Raw genomic sequence first — 20761 nt, 5'->3', positions numbered from 1 at the left:
ACTAAATTATACGATTAACTACAAATAATAAATTATAATCTATCCTGTCTGGATTAAAAAGGAATTGCATTGGAATGTCAATAGATAAAACTTTAGCAACATTCAATGAGTACATTGGAGAGAAGGAATTTTCAAGTAATTTTAATGAAAAATTATCCGAAAATCATCTTAATGAGAGTGACGGTTATCTGATTAAGTTTAAAGTATATAATGAAGTCATTAACAAAAAAGTTAATGAAAATAATGTAATATTTCGTATAAACAGCCTGATTAATCATTTATCAAATAGACGTTCCTATAATAACCATGAATTTGATTATGACTATGAAATTTTAAGATATCTGGCCAATACAGCTGACAAGAAGATTATCTGCGAATTTTGTGGTAAAAAAATTTTATACATAGACAAATACTGCTATAACTGTGGTAAAAAACAGGATCCTCATATAACATTGGTTGAACTCTTATCAAGCATTAACTCGGAGTATATTAAACCGGGCGACATCATAAAAATCAATGAGGATTATTCCATCGATAAGACATCATATTGCCCTGATAAACCTCTGAACGAATCAGTAGTTACTGACAGCATCAAATCGGTATACAACCATGGAAGATGTGTTAAAGAAATTGAACACAGATACCTTAAAATAATATTGCTTGACTATATTCATAGAAAAGGCAACCTCAAACTCTTTAGCAAGGAGTACCCCTATTATAACATTGAAGATATAATATTGACAGTTCAGGAATTAGAGAATGAAAAACTGATAAGCAAATCAGTTAAGCATCTTGTGAAGGATTATATCTCACTGCTTAGGGACAAAAATCATAATCCATTTGACGAGATATTAACTAACAATTACAGTCTTTCACAATATGCCGTCTACTTATTAAACAGTAATCCACACGTAATTTTTTATTATCAGATTATTAAAAACAGTGTTGTGGATGACATAGTCGAGTTTGACCGGTTGTGTCAGACAAGACCTATAAATCAATCATTTGAAGATTTGACCTTGAATTTAATTCATATTCTTAGAAATAAATTCATATCCGGAGGTTTTTATACAGAATATCATTCCTCTTATGACATGGAAGCATATATCTATGAATTGTTTGGCGATAATAACAATCGATTAATCAGCCTGTTTAAGAAATTTATTGTTAAGTCAAGCTTTAACATTCAAAGGGGAGTAAATCCACTTGAAAATGATTATATGTCATATCTGAGAAATACCTTATATTCATTGAATTTGGATTGGGATTCCATCAAATTCCTATTTAATCAATCGTTTGTTGGCTTGAATGATGATGAAATTATGTTTATGGAGAATGATTTGATTAATATTCTCATAAAGTATTTGAATGGAGAGTCCCTTGAAAAATTAAATTTCGATTTGATTAAGATTTATTCTGATAAAAAAGATGTGGACTAATCAGAACTTGTTAAAGGAAGATGTTAATCTGTCTTGATTTTTTCATATGCTTTTTCGAATAAATCCCTGTTTCGCTCTATCAGATGACGGTAATTTTCATCATTGAGCAATTCATAACTTTCAGTTATCATGTTCATGAGATATACGTTTCTTAAAATTGGATTGTTTATTATTCTATCTTCTATACAGATGGGATTAGCTATCTCTTCGGTATTGTTTCTTTCAAACTCCTGTCTTATTTTATCTTCCAGTTGATTGTCAATAAAGTTAGACAATATCCTTATGATGGATTCGCTGATTCCATTTGCTATGACGAAGGTATTCAAAAGTATTTTGCCATCATAGTTTAAATCACCTGCTATCTGATTGAACGATGAGTATGACACGTATTCTTTTGGAAGATACCTTTCTTCAGTTTTACTTGCACAATACTCCGAGGCCAAAAGTACAGGTGGAAGGGAAACCAACGTTTGTACAAAGGCATCAAGCAGGGGTGATTTCTTTACATTCCATACATATATTAGGATTTGCTTAAGTATCTCATTGAATAAGTGGTGTGTCAACTCATGTAGGATTGTTGCTATTTGAATTGATGAATCAAATGTCTTATCTATGCATATCACATTATATGCGTACTCACCATAGTTATTTCCAATCTCTTTGGTAATTACTATTGAATATGCCTTTGCTATGGCTACGACCCGTTCCAGTGGCGTCATATTCTTTCTATAGATAATCCCGTTTTCTCCACTTTCTATGATGTTTTGTATTATTACTTCATAGCTGTCGAGTGTTAGGATTGCATCGTTTAACTTCTGATGATATATGTTAGCAAATAATTCATCTATTGAGTTTAATTGCTTATTGTCGGATAGTATGTTGTCCTTATGTAGAAATTCATTACATCTTTGACAGAGGGTATTGTTTGAATTATTTTCATAACCACATATGGAACAATATATTTTAAATGTCATATTTACACTTGATAAAATTAAAAAAAAAAGTAATTGTTTGGATTTAATTGGTAATTAAATTACTTAAATCATCCAATAATTTGATTATCTCTGGATCTTTGACTTTATGGTAGACCCAGATACCATCTTTTTTACTATCGATAAACCCTGCATTCTTCAATATCTTCAGATGGTGGGATATATTTGATTGTGGTTTATCCAATATTTCCTGTATCGAACATGTACAACATGAACCTTCAGATAGTAAGTACAATATTTTCAATCGTGTTGGGTCAGATAACGCTTTGAATTTATCAGAATATTCTTCAAATTCCTCAAATGAAGGTAAAGTTTTTTCTAATTCTTTTAATTTTTGTACGTGTTCTTCTTTTAAATTTTCACATGTCATATTCTTATTTCTCTTACTACGATTGTTTACAGATATGTACTTATTTATCATTTTATATTTATATAACTACTCATGATTCATGCCTTGATTTTAAAATACGATATTATAAGAGGAGTGTATTTAAAATATCACAAGGCAGTATTTAATTAATTGATGAAATATTTATAAAATCATGATTTTTTTTTGAGGATGTTGAATTAAGAAACATGAAAAATATATGAACGGGGAAGTTAGATATTAAAGAATTCCTTAGTATTAACTGTTACCTGTTTTCCCAGTTCTTCTGAATCAATATCCATTTCTTTAGCAATTCTTTTTAAGATATGGGGAAGATATTTTGGTTCATTTCGGTTATTCTTTGGTTTTTGTTCAAAGTCTCTTGGAGTCAAGAATGGACCATCAGTCTCTATCATTAATTTTTCTGGTGGTATAACCTTTATTGCTTTGAGCAATTCATCATTTCGCCTATCATCACATATCCATCCTGTTACGCCTATGTAACAACCCAAATCAAGATAATCTTCTGCCTCATATTTTGTTCCTGTAAAACAATGCACAACGGACCTGCCAGCTATCTTTTTATGTTTTTTCATTATTTTATTAAAATCATCATAAGATTCCCTGTCATGTAAAAATAGTGGCATGTCCAATTCTTCTGCCAATATTACCTGTTTTTCAAACCATTTGCGTTGAACATTTTGGGGTGAGAAGTTTCTGTTATAATCCAGCCCACATTCGCCTATTGCTACAACGCAGCTATTACTCGCAAGGTTTCTTAATGTATCTATAGTGTTTTCATCGCATGTTTTTGCATCATGAGGATGAACTCCGCAGGTAGCGTATAATACATTAGGATGTTTGCTTGCATAGTCTACTGCAAGTTTGCTTGATGTTAAACTGCTTCCGGTAATAATGGATTTTGTTACTCCAACATCCCTTGCATGATTTATTACATCAACGCGATCCTTATTATATGATTTATGCATTAAATTTAATCCAATATCTATAAGTTCCATCACTATCAACTCTCAAATAAAGTATTGCTAAATTAATTCAATTATAAAATTGACTAAAAAAAGGTGAAAAAAAAGATAATTGTTCTTAAAAAAAATTTTAAGAATTAAACCCTGAGTATAATATCTATGGTTGAAACGTTTGATGAAGAACCATCTTCCCTGAATAGTTCCTCGGTATTTATTAGAATATCTTCAATTTGGGTTTTAGTCACAAATTTGTGTCTGACTACTTCTGCAACATCTACAGCCCTGTTAATAGCTTTTCCTCTTGCTTTTATGCTGATTCTTTTAACATCTTTGTTCATTAATGTGACGATTGATAAAACATAATTCATGACTGGTTTATTTCCAATGAATATGACTCTTGTATCTTCAGATTCTTCAATTGCAGCAATTCTTTTGGCTTGTTCGGCTCTTCTAGCCTCGGCAGCTTTTTTAATTTCGGCGGCTCTTTTAGCTTCCTCTGCTTTTCTAGCTTCTGCAGCTTTTCTGGCTTCTTCAGCTTTCCGAGCTTTCTCAGCTTTCCTGGCCTCTTCAGCTTTCCTTGCTTCCTCTGCTTTTCTAGCTTCCTCTGCTGCTTTTTTAGCTTCAGCAGCTTTTCTGGCTTCCTCTGCTTTTCTGGCTTCTTCCTCTTCAACAAGTTTAGCTTCTTCTTCAAATGTTTTCATTTCAAGATTTTCTATATTTTCATCAGGATCAAAGTCATTTTCCATATCAATAGGTTCTTCATCGGTACTGTTATTGCCTTCGATAAAATCATTTTTACGTAATAATTGTGTGAATGATAATTGCTCGCTCATCATAAAACCTCTAAATTTCATTATCTATATATATTTATATATGACTTTTTTAATATATTCTTTCATTTGTATCAAGTGAATATTAATGAATGACATCCCCTTTAAATAAATTATGACTATAACAGAATATAATTTAACGTAAAGCTAGAATAATTATAAACAGTTAAACATATAAACATGATTGCTATGAATACCAGGGTAAATTAATAACTAAGATAAATATTTACCCATTTTAGAAACCATGCCTTTCAAGAATATGATACATTTTATATCGTGGAATCTTAAGAATGTCATGAGTATTCTTACGATTATACATAGGCGATAATTCATCAATTTCCTTAAATACCCTACCTTCAGCTATTCTAATTAAATATTTCATATCCTTATCCTTTATTACAGCATTCTCATCGGAAGTAATCCGATCAACAAACTCCCCAAGCTTAATGATTTCAACAGCAAGTAACCCATTGTATTGAAGGTCATATTCTTGACAATATGATAACAGATATTTATAGTAATATTTTATAAAAATTAGCTCATCCTTAATATTTAAGTCCTTTAGTGTTAATTGTTTACTATTCATAATAACCAACCCAATAATTAATTAGAATATTTGTTTTTAAACATTTAAAGAATTATCGCAAAAGTTTTAATTTGTAAAGCTTTTTTATAAATTACAAGGGATAGAAAAAAGATAACGAATTATAAATAATACAATATACAAATATATTACTCAAGAATAAAAATATTTTAATTAAAAAAAGTTTTAATGAAAATTATCATATTATTATTTGAAAAACAACAATTGGATTGAAAAAAATGGAATATAAAATAGAATTAACAAGTGACGATGTGGCAAAAAATTGGTATAATATAAATGCAGATTTACCAGTTGAATTACCTGCACCAAAAAACAGTGAAGGAAAAGACCAGATAAGCACACTACCAGACATATTCGTAAATGAATGTTTAGCACAGGAATTTTCAACAGAAAGATATATAAAAATTCCTACAGAAGTAAGAGAGTTATACCAAAGACTTGGAAGACCAACTCCACTCTGCAGAGCAAAAGGATTGGAAGAAAAACTAAACACACCCGCAAAGATATATTATAAACGAGAAGATACATCCCCAACGGGAAGTCATAAATTAAACAGTGCAATAGCACAGGCATACTTTGCAAAAAAAGAAGGTGTTGAAAAACTAACGACAGAAACCGGTGCAGGTCAATGGGGAACCGCATTATCATTAGCGGCATCTCTCATGGACTTAGACTGTACAGTTTATATGGTAAGAGTATCATTTGATCAAAAACCATTCAGAAAAACAATTATGCAGCTATACGATGGAAACGTTTATGCCTCCCCAAGTAACCAGACAGCAGTCGGAAGAAAAATATTGGAAGAAACACCTGATCATCCTGGTTCATTAGGTATAGCAATATCCGAAGCGGTAGAAGATGCATTAAGTGATGAAAAAACAAAATACACACTTGGTAGTGTATTAAACCACGTCATATTACACCAGACTGTTATCGGCCAGGAAATTCAAACACAACTCGAAATAGCTGAAGAAGAACCTGATACCATGATTGCATGTGTAGGTGGAGGAAGTAACTTCGGAGGATCATTATTCCCATTTATTAAAGAAAAAATCAAAGGAAACACCGACTGTGAATTCTTAGCTGTTGAACCATCAGCTTGTCCAACATTATCAGAAGGTGAATACACTTACGACTTCGGTGACGAAGTAGGATTTACACCACTTTTAAAGATGTTTACACTTGGTCATAACTTTGTAGCCCCATCAGTACATGCAGGTGGACTCAGATACCATGGAATGAACACACAGGTATCATTACTTAAGAATGAGGGATACATCACCCCAAGAACGGCACATCAAACGGAAGTATTTGCAGCAGGTAAAATGTTTGCAAAATGCGAAGGAGTCATCCCGGCACCTGAAACAAACCATGCAATAAAAGTAGCTATCGATGAAGCACAGAAATGTAAACAAACAGGTGAAGAAAAAACCATTGTAGTTAACTTCTCCGGTCATGGATTAATGGACTTCAAAGGTTATGGTAGCTTTATGGACGGCAGTATGGAAGACTGCTAGTCTGATTACACCACTTTATTTAAACACCAAATAATATTCATAAAAAAAAGGAGTTTACTCCTTGAATCTTTTTTTATATTTTTTTAAACCTTGAAATGAGAAGACTAATCAATATAAGTCACATAAATTAATGAATTCAGAAATAAAATTTAAATAAAGTAGTGCTAAAAAAATAAGTATTGTTTCATAAAGAAACTTAAAAAAAAGAAGAATAGATCGATTATAATTTAATTGATCTGGCTATGTCTTTTACTTCTTCTATATATTTTTCAAGTTCTTCTTCATTACCTTTGTCCTGAGTTCCCATAGCGGTAATGTTACCTATTACTTCCATACCCATAAATCCAAATGGCATGACTTTAAATGAGTCAATATAATCGCCGAATACATTTTCAGGTTGTGCCTGTGTAAAGATTGTAACCACTTTTTTTGATTCCAATGATTTTTCAGGGTTTCTGGATATTTGATAGAATCTATCGATGAATGCTTTTGCTTGTGCTGTGATTTGTCCATAGTATATAGGTGATGCAAATACTAAAATGTCACAGTCAAGTAATGACTTGATAATGCTGTTTCCATCATCATCAATTACACAATCACCTTCAACACATCCCATACATGCATTACAACCATGTAACTGTTTTTCATTTAAAAATATGTATTCGGTATCTCCTTCTACATTGTCTAAAAATTTTTTTACTAATACGTCACAGTTTCCATCTTTTCTTGGACTTCCTACGATTCCTAATACTTTCATAATATGTATCTCCTTAAAACATAATTGTTATTTTCATTATTATATTTGTTTATTTAAATATCTATTCTTTACTATTATATAACATGGCACCTCATGAAAAAAATAGATTTTATATGCCCATGATATGTGATTAAATTAGATTAGAATAATTAAAATATATTATTAAATAATTACAAATATAAAATTATAGTAATTAATTTGAAAAATATGAAATTTCAGTTGGATTAACAAAAAATAATGAAAGAATAATATTTTATTTTAAAATCAAGATGATTAAAGATATGAATTTATAATTAATTACTTTTAAAAAATGTATAATATCAACGAGGTGTAAAAATGAAAATAAATCCAATATTAGCAGTTATTGCTATGATATTTGGATTAGGCGGAGCCTTCGCTGCCTATGGTTTTTCAGGAATTAGTGCCGAGTTAATGACCAACGGTTCAATAACATTGATATCAAGTCTGCTTGGTCTTGCGGGCATATGGTTATTTAATAAGGACTATAAGATAGCTGCAGCACAGTATATTGTATGCGGATTGGGAGTATTGATTGGAACATCCCTCTTTGGTCTTCTCGGATTCCTATTTTATCTGATAGCAGGTGTTGTTGCATTTATGGAAAAGGATAAAGTCAGCAATGTTGCAAATATAAATCCAGAGTATGTCCATAACTTTGGTGACAACCAGCAAACAGCTCCTCAAATGCCTAAACAAGACAATAGGATGTTATGGTTGGTTCCTATAGCATCAGTGATAATTATCATATTGGTTGGAGTTATCGGTGGGTTAAGTTATGAAAATGATATGAATTCAAAGGCCCAGTCAATCGAAATTAGCAATGTCTCCAGTGATTTAAAAGTCAGTTACGGTTATTATACCGGCGGTATTCAAGGAAATTTAAAATCACAGCGTAACTTGGAAAACGTTCAGGTTAAAGCCGTATGGTATGACGATAAAGGTGCCCAGATAGATGAAACATATGATACCGGATCCATTAGTGATGTTACAGCAAACCAAACTTATAAGTTGAATATCCCATATTATAAATCAAGTGATAACAAGCCGGCAAGAGCCGAAATTCAGGTTTATGAATCATTCGGTACCGAATTGTTATATTCACATAATGTGACATTCAATGATAATTAAAACAGAGTATATGACAAAACTTTTTATTCTTTTATTTTCTGCTTAATCGTTTTATATTTTCTTGTTTTCTTGTTTTAACCTATTTTTGAATATTATTATTTTATCAATGTTGATATTTTATTGGAGTTTTTTCATCATTTTTTCCTTATTTTTTGTGTTTATTTAGATTTTTTATTAAAATAATTAACATTGTTATATTTTTATTTGTTTTATTAGGTGTTTGTAAAAAAAGAGGGTGTGTTTTTTGAGGAGGTTAGTAAATGTTCTATTTTTTTTATAATTGATATTCTTTTATTTTTTCTTTTTTAAATGTTTGATATTCTTTATTTACATCTAATTCTAGTTCTATCATGTTTATTATTCGTTTTATATTGTATGTTATGCTGTATAGGTTTATGTTGTTTTCTATGTTTTGTGTTTTGATAAATGGTAGTTTGTTGATGTGGTATTGTTGTTTGAATGTTCCGAATGGTGCTTCTACTGTTTTGGATCTTTTTTTGTATTCTTCTTTTCCTTCGATGGTTTCGAGTTTGTATTTCATCTGTTGTGTGTATTCTGATCCATATTCTGTTACTTGTCTGTGTGTATGTGAGTCAGTGAAGCATAATTTTTTGTATGGGCAGATGTAACATGCTTCGGGATTGTTGAATATTCTTTTTATTTCATATGGGTCTTCTTGTTTCTTTTTATTTTTGTTATTAACTACGTATTGGTATTTGAATGTTAGTAGTTCATTATTAAAGCATAAAAATGCATTAGTTCCTTCAATTTCTATCATATTATCTTTATGGAATGGGTTGGAATTGTATTGTTTTTTGTGGTCTTTGGTTTGTTTTCTGTTAACTATATATCCATCTAGTTCGTATTTTTGTAGTATGCTGCTGCTTACTTCGTTATGGTATCCTGTATCGGCACTTATTTTATTTAATGGTACTGGACTATTTTGTATGGCTTTGGTTAGTGTTGGTGGTAGTTGATAATGGTCAGTAGGGTGATTGGAAACATGAATAGCTAATATTAGTTTGCTTGTGTAGTCTACTGCTGTTTGAAGATTGTATGATATTTCTTTTTTTCCTTTTTTGTTTAACATCCAACGAGCTTCACTATCATACAATGCCACAGTTTTTTGCCCACTACTTTTTAATTCTTCTTTCAAATGATATAAAAAGTCAAGTTTTTCTTTTAACTTCATATCACTATTTAACAAATTATAAGCAGGTTTTCTTAACTTATTTATAATCTCTTCATCATGATTATCATTTTCTAGTATTTTAATTAAACGATTAACATCTACTTTACGAATAACATTAAAACTACTGTTATATGCTTTAATAATTGTACCATCAATTGCTACATGATCAAAATCTGTTAAACCCAAATCAACAGCCAACTGCAATGTTCTAGAAAGAATAGACTTATAATAACAACCTAAAACAAAACGATAACGACTAATACTACGACTAGATGGTGTTAACCCATCCATCAACACCATATAAGGAATATTAGTACGTGAATTGCTCTCTATGTCCTTCGGAGAAAATACTTTATTACAATAAGCATATAAAAGCAATCCAAGCATGTTTTCAATTGGATAACGAGGACGTCCAGTTCCTTTTTGCTCAAAATAACCACAAATTTCCTGACAATAATTCTCAACAAAAAACTTGATAAAAAACAACAAATCATCATCCAAAACAAAACTAATCAAACCACGCTCACGTAACAAACGTTTCTTTTCATCAAAAACTTCAGAATACATAACATAAACACCCAACCATATAATATTTAATAAATCTAACAAAATATAATCAAAATATAAAAATACAATTAAATAAACATTAATACTTAGTTTAAAGACTAACTAACTACTTATATTAAATATTAAATAATTATAATTATTTATATAAAAAATAATATATAAAACTAACTGTAACTATCAAAAACAAGCAAAATACACGCAGAAAAAAATTAATAAAAAAATAAAAATAATTAAAAAAATAATAAAACTAAAATAAAAAAAGAACAATACACCATTAAAAAACTAAAATAAGAATAAATATGGAAAATTAAGATAAAATAAGTAATTTAAGAGTTTTGTCCAATACTCAAACATTGAAAAAAAAAAGTATGGCTATTTTAACGGGCATGTTAACTTAAATTCCCCATTTATTATTTTTTTTTTTATTTAAGAGTGTTGGCATAAATTATGTTTTTTCACTCTTGAGTAATACTTTTATACACTTACTAATTTATTAGCATCTGTTTTAGTTAAAATTTAAAATAATTATATTATTATTACTTATCATGACCCCCCTTTGAATACTTATCATGACTCCCCTTTGAATACTTATCAGACGCTCTCATTTTATTTATATAGTATCTATGAATAATATAATAATATAATCATGTAATATGTTATGTCTTTATATGGGGGACTGTTATGAATGTTTATTGAGGAACATTTTGTTAGATATTATGTGATTATGTTTATTCAGTGATTATAGGGGAGGTGAACTAAGAGAGATTATGTCAGATGAAAATGTTTTATTAACTCAAAGTATTCTTATTCGTGGTCTTACTAAGAAACAATATAATGTTTTAGTGGATATTTCCTTGAAACTTAACTATTTGAGAAATTGTGCTGTGGAAAAGACGCCATTTGTTAAATCTACTGACAGAAAGCATTTTAAGAAAATAAATTTTAAACCAATAATTAACAAGGTCAAAGAAGAATTTAAGATGGAATATTCTTTTCTTCAGGCTCAGTTAGCTAATACTACTATAAAAAAGCATGTTGAATCATTCAATGGATATATTGAGTTGAAAAATAAAAAAATTGATGGTAAATATAATCAAAAGGTTAATCCGCCTAAAAAACATGAGAATTATCGATTACATAACATTATAATTCCGAAAGAATCTGTTACTTCTTCTAAAAAGAAGCTGGAAGAGGGTTTTATAGAATTACCCTTAAGTAGGGAGTATAAGAAAGTGTTGGAATCAAAGAATTGTAGACCTAGAATAAAAATTCCTGAGAACATACGAGATAAAAAGATTATTCAAGTGGAAATCATTCCTATAAATAATGGAAAGATGTTTAAGGCAAATTTCACTTATGAAGCTGAAAAAAAGCCACTGGATTTGGATAAGGATAAAATTATGGGTATTGATCCTGGTGTAAATAATTTTGCAACAATTGTTACAACCGAAGGGCCTCCATGTATTGTGGACGGGAGAAAATTAAAAAATCAAATATACTTCAAATGTAAGAAAACAGCACACTACCAATCAATACTTAATAAACAAGGACGTAAAACATCCAATAGAATCCGAAAAATAAACCAAAAATTCAAAAACATACAAGACAACTTCCTCAACCAAACAGTAAACTTCATCATAAAAAAATGCAAACAACAAGATGTAGGTACAATTGTGCTTGGATACAACAATAATTTCCAGCACAAGACCAATCTGGGAAAAAAACAAAACCAAATATTTTCACACATAGCATTCAAACAATTCAAACAAAAACTAGAAACACGATGCCAAATACACGAAATAGACCTTATAATACAGGAAGAATCATACACAAGCCAAAGCAGCTTCCTAGATGAAGACATACTACCAGAATACCAAGAAAAAAAAGACGCTGAAAATAAGGGGGATAAAAAGAAGAAGGATAAAAAAAAGAAGGATAAAAAGAAGGAAGATAAAGTTAAATATGAATTTAAGGGCAATAGAGTCCAACGTGGATTATACGAAACACAAAATGGAAAAATTATTAACGCAGATGTAAACGCTGCAGCCAATATTATACGAAAATGTAAGCATAGGTTCAATTTTGAGCTATTGTGTAAGTGGGTCCAGACTACTCCAAGTAAAATCAAATTATAACCAAGACATCCAGATATATAATAGATGCAATATAAAAAAATGTTTATCCCTTATTGTCCATTATTGTTATTATCACATGTTTGTCGTTATTTGATTTGAACAAAGGCAAAAGAGAGTATTCCATGCAGTATGATTATTTCTGGGTTTAAATCTTTTATAATAAAAGAAAGAAATGTTATGCTGTTTATTGTTTACTTGCTTTAAAATGAAAAAATGGTTGTTATAAAATATATGTTTATGGAAGTTTTTTTTTCTTCTTGACTTATATAAGTAATACTTTTTTTTGTTTTAAAATACTTTTGGCCAAGTCTCTTTAAAAAACTTATATTAATAGATGTAGACGATTTTTTTACTTATTTATTATTTTTACAGAACTAGATTAGTGATTATTTTTGGCATATCCTATTGAATATATCATCCAATATTGTAAAATTAGTTTCATAGATAGAATATGCATAATTGTCTTTAAAAATAGAATCAAATCATGTGCCTTAAAACAAGTCTTAAACATGAACACAATAATTATAAAAAAAAATAAAGTAGAATAAGGTTAATTATTCTACCATTTAATTAACAAATGAAATTTCAGTTGAATCTTCAAGTCTTTCATATTCAGTGCTTATAAGTACTGCACTAAGTGTGTAAACTTTTGCTTTTACGTCAGCAAATGTGTAGTCAAGTGTTGCTACACCATTTACAACTTTAGCGTAGATTACTTTACCACTTTCATCTTTCAATGTTTTACCATTTAATTTGAAGACTACTTTTCCATTATTAAGTGGACTTGATGTTCCAGTTACACTAGCCTTGAGAGTTACTTGTGTACCAATAGTTATGCTATCAGTGATAGGTTCTATTGTTAATGCAGGAGTTGTTGCAGTCATGTTAATGGCAGCAGTTTCTTGAGATTCTTCATATTTGCTTGAACCTGAGTAAACAGCAGTGATATTAGCATCTGTCCAATCTTCAGGAACAGTGTATGTAATGGTTGCTACACCGTTAACTACTTTGGCATAGATTACCTTGCCGCTTCCATCTTTCAATGTTTTACCATTTACTTTGAATACGACCTTACCGTTTGTTACCGGATTATCATTTACATCAACTACTCTTGCTGTTATGGTAACTTCTTCACCTACAGTTGCAGTAAATTCATCGATTGTAATGATTGTTACTACTTTTCTGATGGTTAAATTGTTTTCAGCAGTTGCAGTCATGTATTCGTTAGCATATTCTGCCGTGATTGTTGTTTCAAGTGTCTTGTTGTATGTTACACCGATTGCTGCAAATCCATTTTCAACATTTGCTACACCTAATAGGTTACCTTTTGCATCAGTAAAGGTTACTATACCGTCTTGGACATCTTCACCATCTTCATCAATTACTGATACGGAAAGTATTGTTTCCTGTCCAATGAATCCGACAATTTCATCCATTGTTACATTAACAGATTTAGGTAAGTTTCTTTCAACAGTGTTATCTTCTCCAGTATATACTACAGAAGAAGATCCTACAGTATTTACACCAATTAAAATGTTATCGGTTACTGTGTTGGATTCAACATCTGTAAGGTTTACCGTGTATAATATGTCATCGGTATCTGCATTTACTGTTATATTGTTGAATGTTATCACGTTACCTCCAGGATATCCCATGTAACCAAAGACTACTTTTACACCTGCAGGATAGCTGTCAATTGAATCATAATTTGGCACTTCCGTTTGAACCATGTCATTATTTAATACTACATTGTTGTATGATATTGTATTATCACCAGAATCACTTCCTGCAAATCCGATTGAATAATTGGTATTTGCAGTTAGGTTGTTGTTTATGAATGTGTTGTTTGAAGCTAGGTATAACTCGACTACATATGCAACATTACTGTTACAGACGAGTGTATTGTTTGCAACATAGTTGAAATCGGTTAACCTTGTCTCATAAGTATTCCAATCAACCATTCCTGATAAGTATATACCATATGCGAAATCTGCGGAATTAACGTTTATGTTGTTATTGGTTATGTTTACTTTTGAAGTGTTGAATGCTTCAATACCATTACTGTAGAAAGTACTGTAGGAATTGAATGTGTTGTTATCAACGACACAATCTTCTACCGCATAATTGAATACTAATCCATATGTATAACATTCACTTTCTGTATTGATTACATTGTTTACTATACGTGCATCTTCAAATGTTTCTCCGACATATTCATACTCATCTTCATCATATGTCATGTCTCCACGTAAATCTAAACATTCAATAGTACCATAATCAGTAGCTTCACCATTTTGTTTTGTGGTAATTGTGTTTGAATCAATTACTAAAGCTTTGGTTGCTAATGAGTATATTGAAGATGTGAAGACTTTACTATTTGAAGTATAATCAATATCTAAACATTTACCGATAGTGGTAATTGCACTGTCTTTGATTGTGATATTTTTACCATAGATTATACCTATTGAGTGAGTTGAATCAGCAACAGTATTTTCTTGGTTAATGGTTACGTTTTCAATTGTTACATCATCAACATGATCTAAGTATATCACATACTCACAGTAGTCTTTGTTGTTGATAATGATATTGGATATGTTACTGCCAACTGCACCGGAATTGAATGTGATTATTGAGTTATTTAATATTGCCTGATTTTCTGCGGTTATGAGATTTACAGGAACGTTGAATACGAAGTCTTTATCTGTGAATTCACCAGATAAGAATACACTTGAACCTGGAAGTTGTTTTGTTACTTTGAATAGTCCATTTTCATCGAAGTATTTACTGTATGTGTCGTTGGTAATTATTATGTCACCTACAGGACCGTTGTTTTCAACTGTATTGTCACCAGTAGATTTAACAGCTTCATCACCCATACAATTTGTACCGTATAAATTGTTATCGGTTACAGCGTTGTCATCACCGTTGATTGTTACAGCATATACCTCATTACCGTTTATGTCTGTGACGTTTACATTGTTGTTAGTTACAACATTGTTCTTTGGATTAGCAGGTCCAGCAAATGAGATACCTACAATATCCTGACCAAGACTGTCCGCTGTTACTTGTTTTACTTTGCTTGAATCACCAACAACTGTTATGTTGTTTTCTGTAAGGGTGTTTTGATTACTGTTATATCCACCTATACCAAATACATAATCACCAGTAGCATAGATTATATTTTCACTTACTGTTGTTTCATCAGGGCCGAATAATTCAATACCATAACAATCTTTACCAGTTATGTTAATAACATTAGCAAATACTGTTGCATCATTTACATTACCCATACCACCTGTGGATACATATACCCCATAGGTATAGTTTTCTGCAGCAGCTTTAATGTTATTGTACAATACCTGTATATCATCACCTTTATTGGTTTCTATACCACAAGCATAGACTGTACCAGTTACATCGATGGTGTTGTTGTTAATGATTGTTCCATCAATATTGTTACCGAACCTTATACCATAGTTATATTTTACATCTCCACTAACGGTTATACGGTTATCAGATACCATATTATCATTACTTTCATCCATACCCATATCATAAGTAGTCCAATCTATCCAATATTCTCCTCTTACTTCAATACCAATCATTGAATCAGAAGAGGATGCACTTGCACCATTACCTAATCCAACCATGTTTACATCATTATCCAGTATGTAATTTGAACTTGAGTTGTATCCTTGGATAGCCGCCGTTCTTGATAATAATTCATTACTGGTTATTGGATATGTTTTACCGGATATTGTGATATTATTTGCTTCAATTGTAGTTCCTGTTGTTTGGTTAAATGCAATTCCTATTGTAGTACCGTCATTGTTTGTCTGAGTAATCGTGTTGTTTGTAATGTTCATATCTGTTGCTTCATCAATAAATACAGCCACTTCTGCATAATCAGTGTTGTTTATGATGATATTAGTCATGTTACTGCCACTGGCACCTTCATTAAATACGAATTTAGCATTTGTAAGGTTTGCCTGTGTTTGGTTGTATGTGGTTACGGTTACAGGTACGTCAAAAATGAATGATTTATTTGATAATTCACCTGAGATGTATACTGTACTGCCCGCTTTAACTTTAGAGGTTGTTGTTCCATCATCATTGAAGTATGTGCTGTATGAATCTTCTGTTACGATGATATCCCCAACTTCTTCATTTGATAATTGTATTGATTCCTGAGCTTGTGTTACAGTGACTGTGTATGAACCATCATCAGTTTGTACTGTTGCTGTTGATACGCCATTTATCAAGTTGGTTGAATCAATCAAAGTACCCGTTATAACATCATATGTTACTCCTAATCCATCAGGCAGTGATCCAGTCAGGTCACTTACAACTCCATCAGCATTGGTTACTTTGTTTAATGTGGTTGTAATTGTTGTTTTATCATCGGCTACTTCACTAGCTTCAGCTTCCATGATTACCCATGAATCTGTAATTACCTTATAACTTGAAGTAGTTCTGAATTGGTCTCTAGGTACTTCATTAGCACCCCACCAGTTATCATTAGCATAAGATGTGGAATAATCCGTGTATATTAAATTATCAGTTGGACTTCCAATAATCACTGAATTTGACATATTGAATATTCCGTAATAATTGAATATTGCACTTCCATTATTTGCTATGTTGTTGATGAATGCTGAATTGGTAACGTTTAATTTTGTTCCTGATTTATCTATGTATACCATACCTTGACCTGTGGAGTATGAACTTGTACTTGTTGAGTATAGACAATTATCTTCAAATAATGTATTGTCAATAATTGTATCTGCTCTTATATATATCAGTCCTTTTAATGCTCCACTATCATTCTTGGTATTTTCGACAAAATTGGAATTGTTTATGGTTAAAGTACCGTTACTATGTAATACAATACCGTTTCCTGTTGTTGAAATGGTATTGTTGGTAAATGTTACGTTGTTCATAGTTAATACTGAATTCGTATTTGCTGCAAATCCTGCAGAATAACCAGTGTTACTATCAAATACTGTGTTTTCAATGGTTAACGGACCATTGTTGAATGCCCAATAAATCATTGAAGACGTGTTTGCATTGGTATTTTTTACTACAGAGTTATTTATTAGGGTTGTACCTACATTTGATATGAATCTAGCAGTGTTGTTTTCAAATGTTACGCCGTTAATTGTTGCATTTGAGTCTGCACTGATATATACTAATGCTCCACCGCTTGAAGAGGCGGTACTGTTTACGATTGTGACGTTTTCCATTACCAGGTTACCGGTCCATATCTGTAGTACGGATGGGTTGTAGGTTGTACCTGCATTTTTGATGATTAGGTTTTTAAGAGTTACGTTTGAATTTTGAATCATGAACAATCTGCCATTGTTTTCATCAATAGTATGACCGTTACCATCTATTACAATATTTCTGTTTTCAATGGTGACATTGTTTTCTGATTCCCCTCTTGTACAATCTCTTGTAAAGGTAAATGTTTCGCCGTCAGGTGTACCATCTATCATTAATTCCAATCCGAAATAATTGCTTTCATCTATTTCAGGTGCTTCCAATTCGAATGTTTGTTCAATATTTGGAACACTTACGGTTACTGTGGAAGCTTCCAATCCGCTAGTAAATACGTTATTTGCAACATTATTGGATATTGTTACAGTATTACTATCGAATCTACCGGCTGTTGCCTGATAACTTACATTTATACAGTTAGGTAAACTTTGTGTTAATTCACTTGTTTGACCGTTTGTATCCATACTTGATGCTGTTGTGACAACATTATATTTCATGTTATTGTCTTCAAATTGTGTAACTTCAGTGTTGATTACTACCCAATTGTCTATTGTAACGTCATATTGTGTGGTTACCCATTCATCTTCCCACTCATCATATTCATTACCTTCAGTGACAACTGCACCATCTTCAAGTGTGTTATTTGTACCCCAATAGTTGCCGTTTAATATGGCTTTAGCACCGTATTCTGGTGTTGAATAACTGAAGAATGGTTTGGTATCATTTCTTAGGAAGACTGAGTTAGTAACGTTCATAATGGAGTGTGCTCCTGCAATGGCAGTGTTACCTTCGTCCCCTTCACAGGTGTTGTTTTCGAAGTAACAGCTGATGACATTCATTGTAACTGTTTGGTCGGATGAACCGCTTATTCCTATTGCTGAAGCATAGGAAGAATCCCTGGTTGCCTTATTTCCAATGAATTTGGAGTTGTAGATTTCCGTGTTATTAGCAACACTTACTACTGCATTACCTGTTGTAATAACATTGTTGACGAATGTACAGTTATTTATAACTAATTTTCCATTCATCCTGAATGCTGAAAGTGAAGCTGCTGAATATAAGAATCCACTGTAAGCTGTACAGTTTTCTACTGTTGAACCACTCATGGTTAAATTGCTTCTTACATATATTTCACCGTTGGCTGATCCGCCGTTTATGTTTCTGAAAATCGTATCTCCAATACCTGTTGTTCCGTTTGCATCAATCAATGGACCACTGATATTTTCAATGATTGAATTTTCTAATAATAAACTGCTGCCCGGTTTTACTGCAATAAGTGCTCCTACTGCATATTCAGGTGTTACTGTAGTATCTTTAATTACAACATTTTCCAATATCAAGTTACCGTTTGTAATGTTTATTACATTAGCACTTTCAGCGTTGGTGATTGTTAAATCATTAATGGTTACTGTTGCACCGTTGGTTATTTCAAATACTGTTCCTTGACTTGCATCAATTACCAGTTTTGCACCATTGATTGTTAAATCTTTATCAATGACAACTTTTTCTTCACCTTCAGCACGTGTAATGTTGTTGTTTAATTTTACAACTGCTTGTGCTTCCTGTGAATTTATAACTTCCTGCATGGAGGTGTAGTCAGTCATTGCCGGAAGTACATTACCATAGGTAATTACACCTTCAGTGATTTCCTGTACTTCTTCAGGAGTTCTTTGATAGACTGCCTTTACACGGTAAGTATTATCTAATGCAAGGTCGGATGCCGTTACAGATGCTGTACCGTTTTCAAGTGTTGCCGTGTATGTTTTATCTTCAGTGGTGAAAACAACATTTCCTCCACCTATCTTATTACCATTATCATCGGTAACAAATGCTACAAATACAGGGGTTTCTCCTTCATCAAATGAATAATCTGCAACAGTCACTTTAACTGTGGAATTGATAAATCCATTTCTGGTGTATATACCCTCATCTTTTAGTATTTGACCATTGGTAAAAGTGTTATTTTTAAGATACACATTTGCAGTACTTGTTTCAATCCATAAACCAGAACCTCTGCTATACTGAGCAGATGAGGTTGTAAGGTTTAATCCTGTTACAACAGTATTTTCTATATTGGTTACTGCACTTGTATATATGGCCCCCCTCGTACCGGCAGAACAGTTTTCAATAAGTGTATTGTTAACTGTTAAATAACCTGAGTTATCCATGTATATGGCTGCACCATAATTTACTCTGCTGGAATTATAGAAGTAACAGTTATCAACAGTAATGTTTGCACCATTACCATATGTACCTATAGGAGCATTAAGTGCTACAATATCAGTAAAATTACTATTTTTAACATCTAATTTAGCTTCAGCAGCAACTCCCACTGCTGCTTTGGTTGAACAAGTATTATTAATACTACATCCATCCATGGTAACAACTGCATTTGCCGTGATATTTAAAACAGCCGCATTTGCATAGGTACTACTGAAACAATCCTGGAACGTTACATTTTCTAGGTTTAATATACCGTCAACTTTTATCATGGCAGGTACACCATTTTTACCCGTGAAAACTAAGTTTTTGATTGATACTGTATTTCCACTTGATATGTTGAATGCACCGTTTACCGCTGTGATTGTTTTTCCATTTCCTTCAATAGTCAAATCTTTTGCTATTACAAATGGTTGTTCATCACTTGTACTAGTATAATCTTTTTGAAGAGTTATACTATCTGTAGCAGAACCAATATCCGATTGTAAATCAGATAGTGTTCCACTTTCTCCTTCATTTTTAACTGTCTTTGTATTACCAGTTTGTTCTATTAGTTTATTACTATTGTCACTAGTAAAATCACTAATTGTATCGCCTACTTGACTGGAAGCATCACTAATCTGTGCATCACTTGTAGAATCATCTACATCAGCAGCTGCAATAGCTGTCATTCCAATCATAGTGATTAACACTAATGAAAATAATAAAAACATTTTTGTTTTATTTTTC

The 20761-nt window shown here is 31.6% G+C and carries 12 protein-coding genes; 4 read left to right on the top strand and 8 right to left on the bottom strand.

The window, feature by feature from the left end; translation table 11 throughout:
• The first annotated feature begins 74 nt into the window (after positions 1-74).
• On the top strand, positions 75-1439 hold the full coding sequence (locus AW729_RS00205; RefSeq protein WP_112123176.1) for a hypothetical protein: 1365 nt from the start codon (positions 75-77) through the stop codon (positions 1437-1439).
• Between the two features lie 23 nt (positions 1440-1462).
• On the opposite strand, the gene AW729_RS00200 is transcribed toward AW729_RS00205, so the two are convergent.
• The 5 genes from AW729_RS00200 to AW729_RS00180 all read right to left on the bottom strand — a co-directional run bounded on the left by AW729_RS00200 (position 1463) and on the right by AW729_RS00180 (position 5200).
• Positions 1463-2413: a hypothetical protein gene (locus AW729_RS00200; protein ID WP_112123175.1), complete on the bottom strand. Its 951-nt coding sequence runs from the start codon at positions 2411-2413 to the stop codon at positions 1463-1465.
• Between the two features lie 43 nt (positions 2414-2456).
• Positions 2457-2801, bottom strand: a complete 345-nt coding sequence (locus AW729_RS00195; protein WP_112123174.1) for a helix-turn-helix transcriptional regulator — start codon at positions 2799-2801, stop codon at positions 2457-2459.
• A 230-nt stretch (positions 2802-3031) separates the two neighbouring features.
• Positions 3032-3820: a TatD family hydrolase gene (locus AW729_RS00190; protein WP_112123173.1), complete on the bottom strand. Its 789-nt coding sequence runs from the start codon at positions 3818-3820 to the stop codon at positions 3032-3034.
• Positions 3821-3921: 101 nt separating this feature from the next.
• Entirely contained in the window at positions 3922-4203 is a 282-nt protein-coding gene (albA, locus tag AW729_RS11435; protein ID WP_257791429.1) for a DNA-binding protein Alba, read from the bottom strand.
• Positions 4204-4849: 646 nt separating this feature from the next.
• A complete protein-coding gene (locus AW729_RS00180; RefSeq protein ID WP_112123172.1) occupies positions 4850-5200 on the bottom strand; it encodes a hypothetical protein in 351 nt (116 codons plus the stop codon).
• Between the two features lie 236 nt (positions 5201-5436).
• Here AW729_RS00180 and AW729_RS00175 point away from each other — a divergent pair, with 236 nt between their 5' ends.
• Positions 5437-6735: a TrpB-like pyridoxal phosphate-dependent enzyme gene (locus tag AW729_RS00175; RefSeq protein ID WP_112123171.1), complete on the top strand. Its 1299-nt coding sequence runs from the start codon at positions 5437-5439 to the stop codon at positions 6733-6735.
• Positions 6736-6955: 220 nt separating this feature from the next.
• On the opposite strand, the gene AW729_RS00170 is transcribed toward AW729_RS00175, so the two are convergent.
• Positions 6956-7492 carry a flavodoxin family protein gene (locus tag AW729_RS00170; protein WP_112123170.1) on the bottom strand — a complete coding sequence of 179 codons (537 nt, stop codon included), beginning with the start codon at positions 7490-7492 and terminating at the stop codon, positions 6956-6958.
• 336 nt (positions 7493-7828) lie between these two features.
• Here AW729_RS00170 and AW729_RS00165 point away from each other — a divergent pair, with 336 nt between their 5' ends.
• Complete coding sequence (locus AW729_RS00165; protein WP_112123169.1) at positions 7829-8641, top strand: FxLYD domain-containing protein; 813 nt, start codon at positions 7829-7831, stop codon at positions 8639-8641.
• Between the two features lie 274 nt (positions 8642-8915).
• Here AW729_RS00165 and AW729_RS00160 read toward each other — a convergent pair whose 3' ends face one another.
• The gene (locus tag AW729_RS00160; protein ID WP_112123168.1) at positions 8916-10400 is read right to left on the bottom strand and encodes a transposase; all 1485 of its coding nucleotides are present in this window, start codon (positions 10398-10400) and stop codon (positions 8916-8918) included.
• Between the two features lie 767 nt (positions 10401-11167).
• On the opposite strand from AW729_RS00160, the gene AW729_RS00155 reads away from it, so the two are divergent.
• A complete protein-coding gene (locus tag AW729_RS00155; RefSeq protein ID WP_112123167.1) occupies positions 11168-12535 on the top strand; it encodes a transposase in 1368 nt (455 codons plus the stop codon).
• A 566-nt stretch (positions 12536-13101) separates the two neighbouring features.
• Here the strand turns inward: AW729_RS00155 and AW729_RS00150 are convergent.
• Positions 13102-20712 (bottom strand): Ig-like domain-containing protein, encoded by a 7611-nt coding sequence (locus AW729_RS00150; RefSeq protein ID WP_162685678.1) that lies wholly within the window; start codon positions 20710-20712, stop codon positions 13102-13104.
• Positions 20713-20761 lie beyond the last annotated feature (49 nt).

It is taken from the genome of Methanosphaera sp. BMS (assembly GCF_003268005.1).
In the GTDB taxonomy this organism is placed as follows: Archaea; Methanobacteriota; Methanobacteria; order Methanobacteriales; family Methanobacteriaceae; genus Methanosphaera.
The sequence above is the reverse complement of the archived record's forward strand: the minus strand, read 5'-3'. Positions and strand labels throughout refer to the sequence as shown.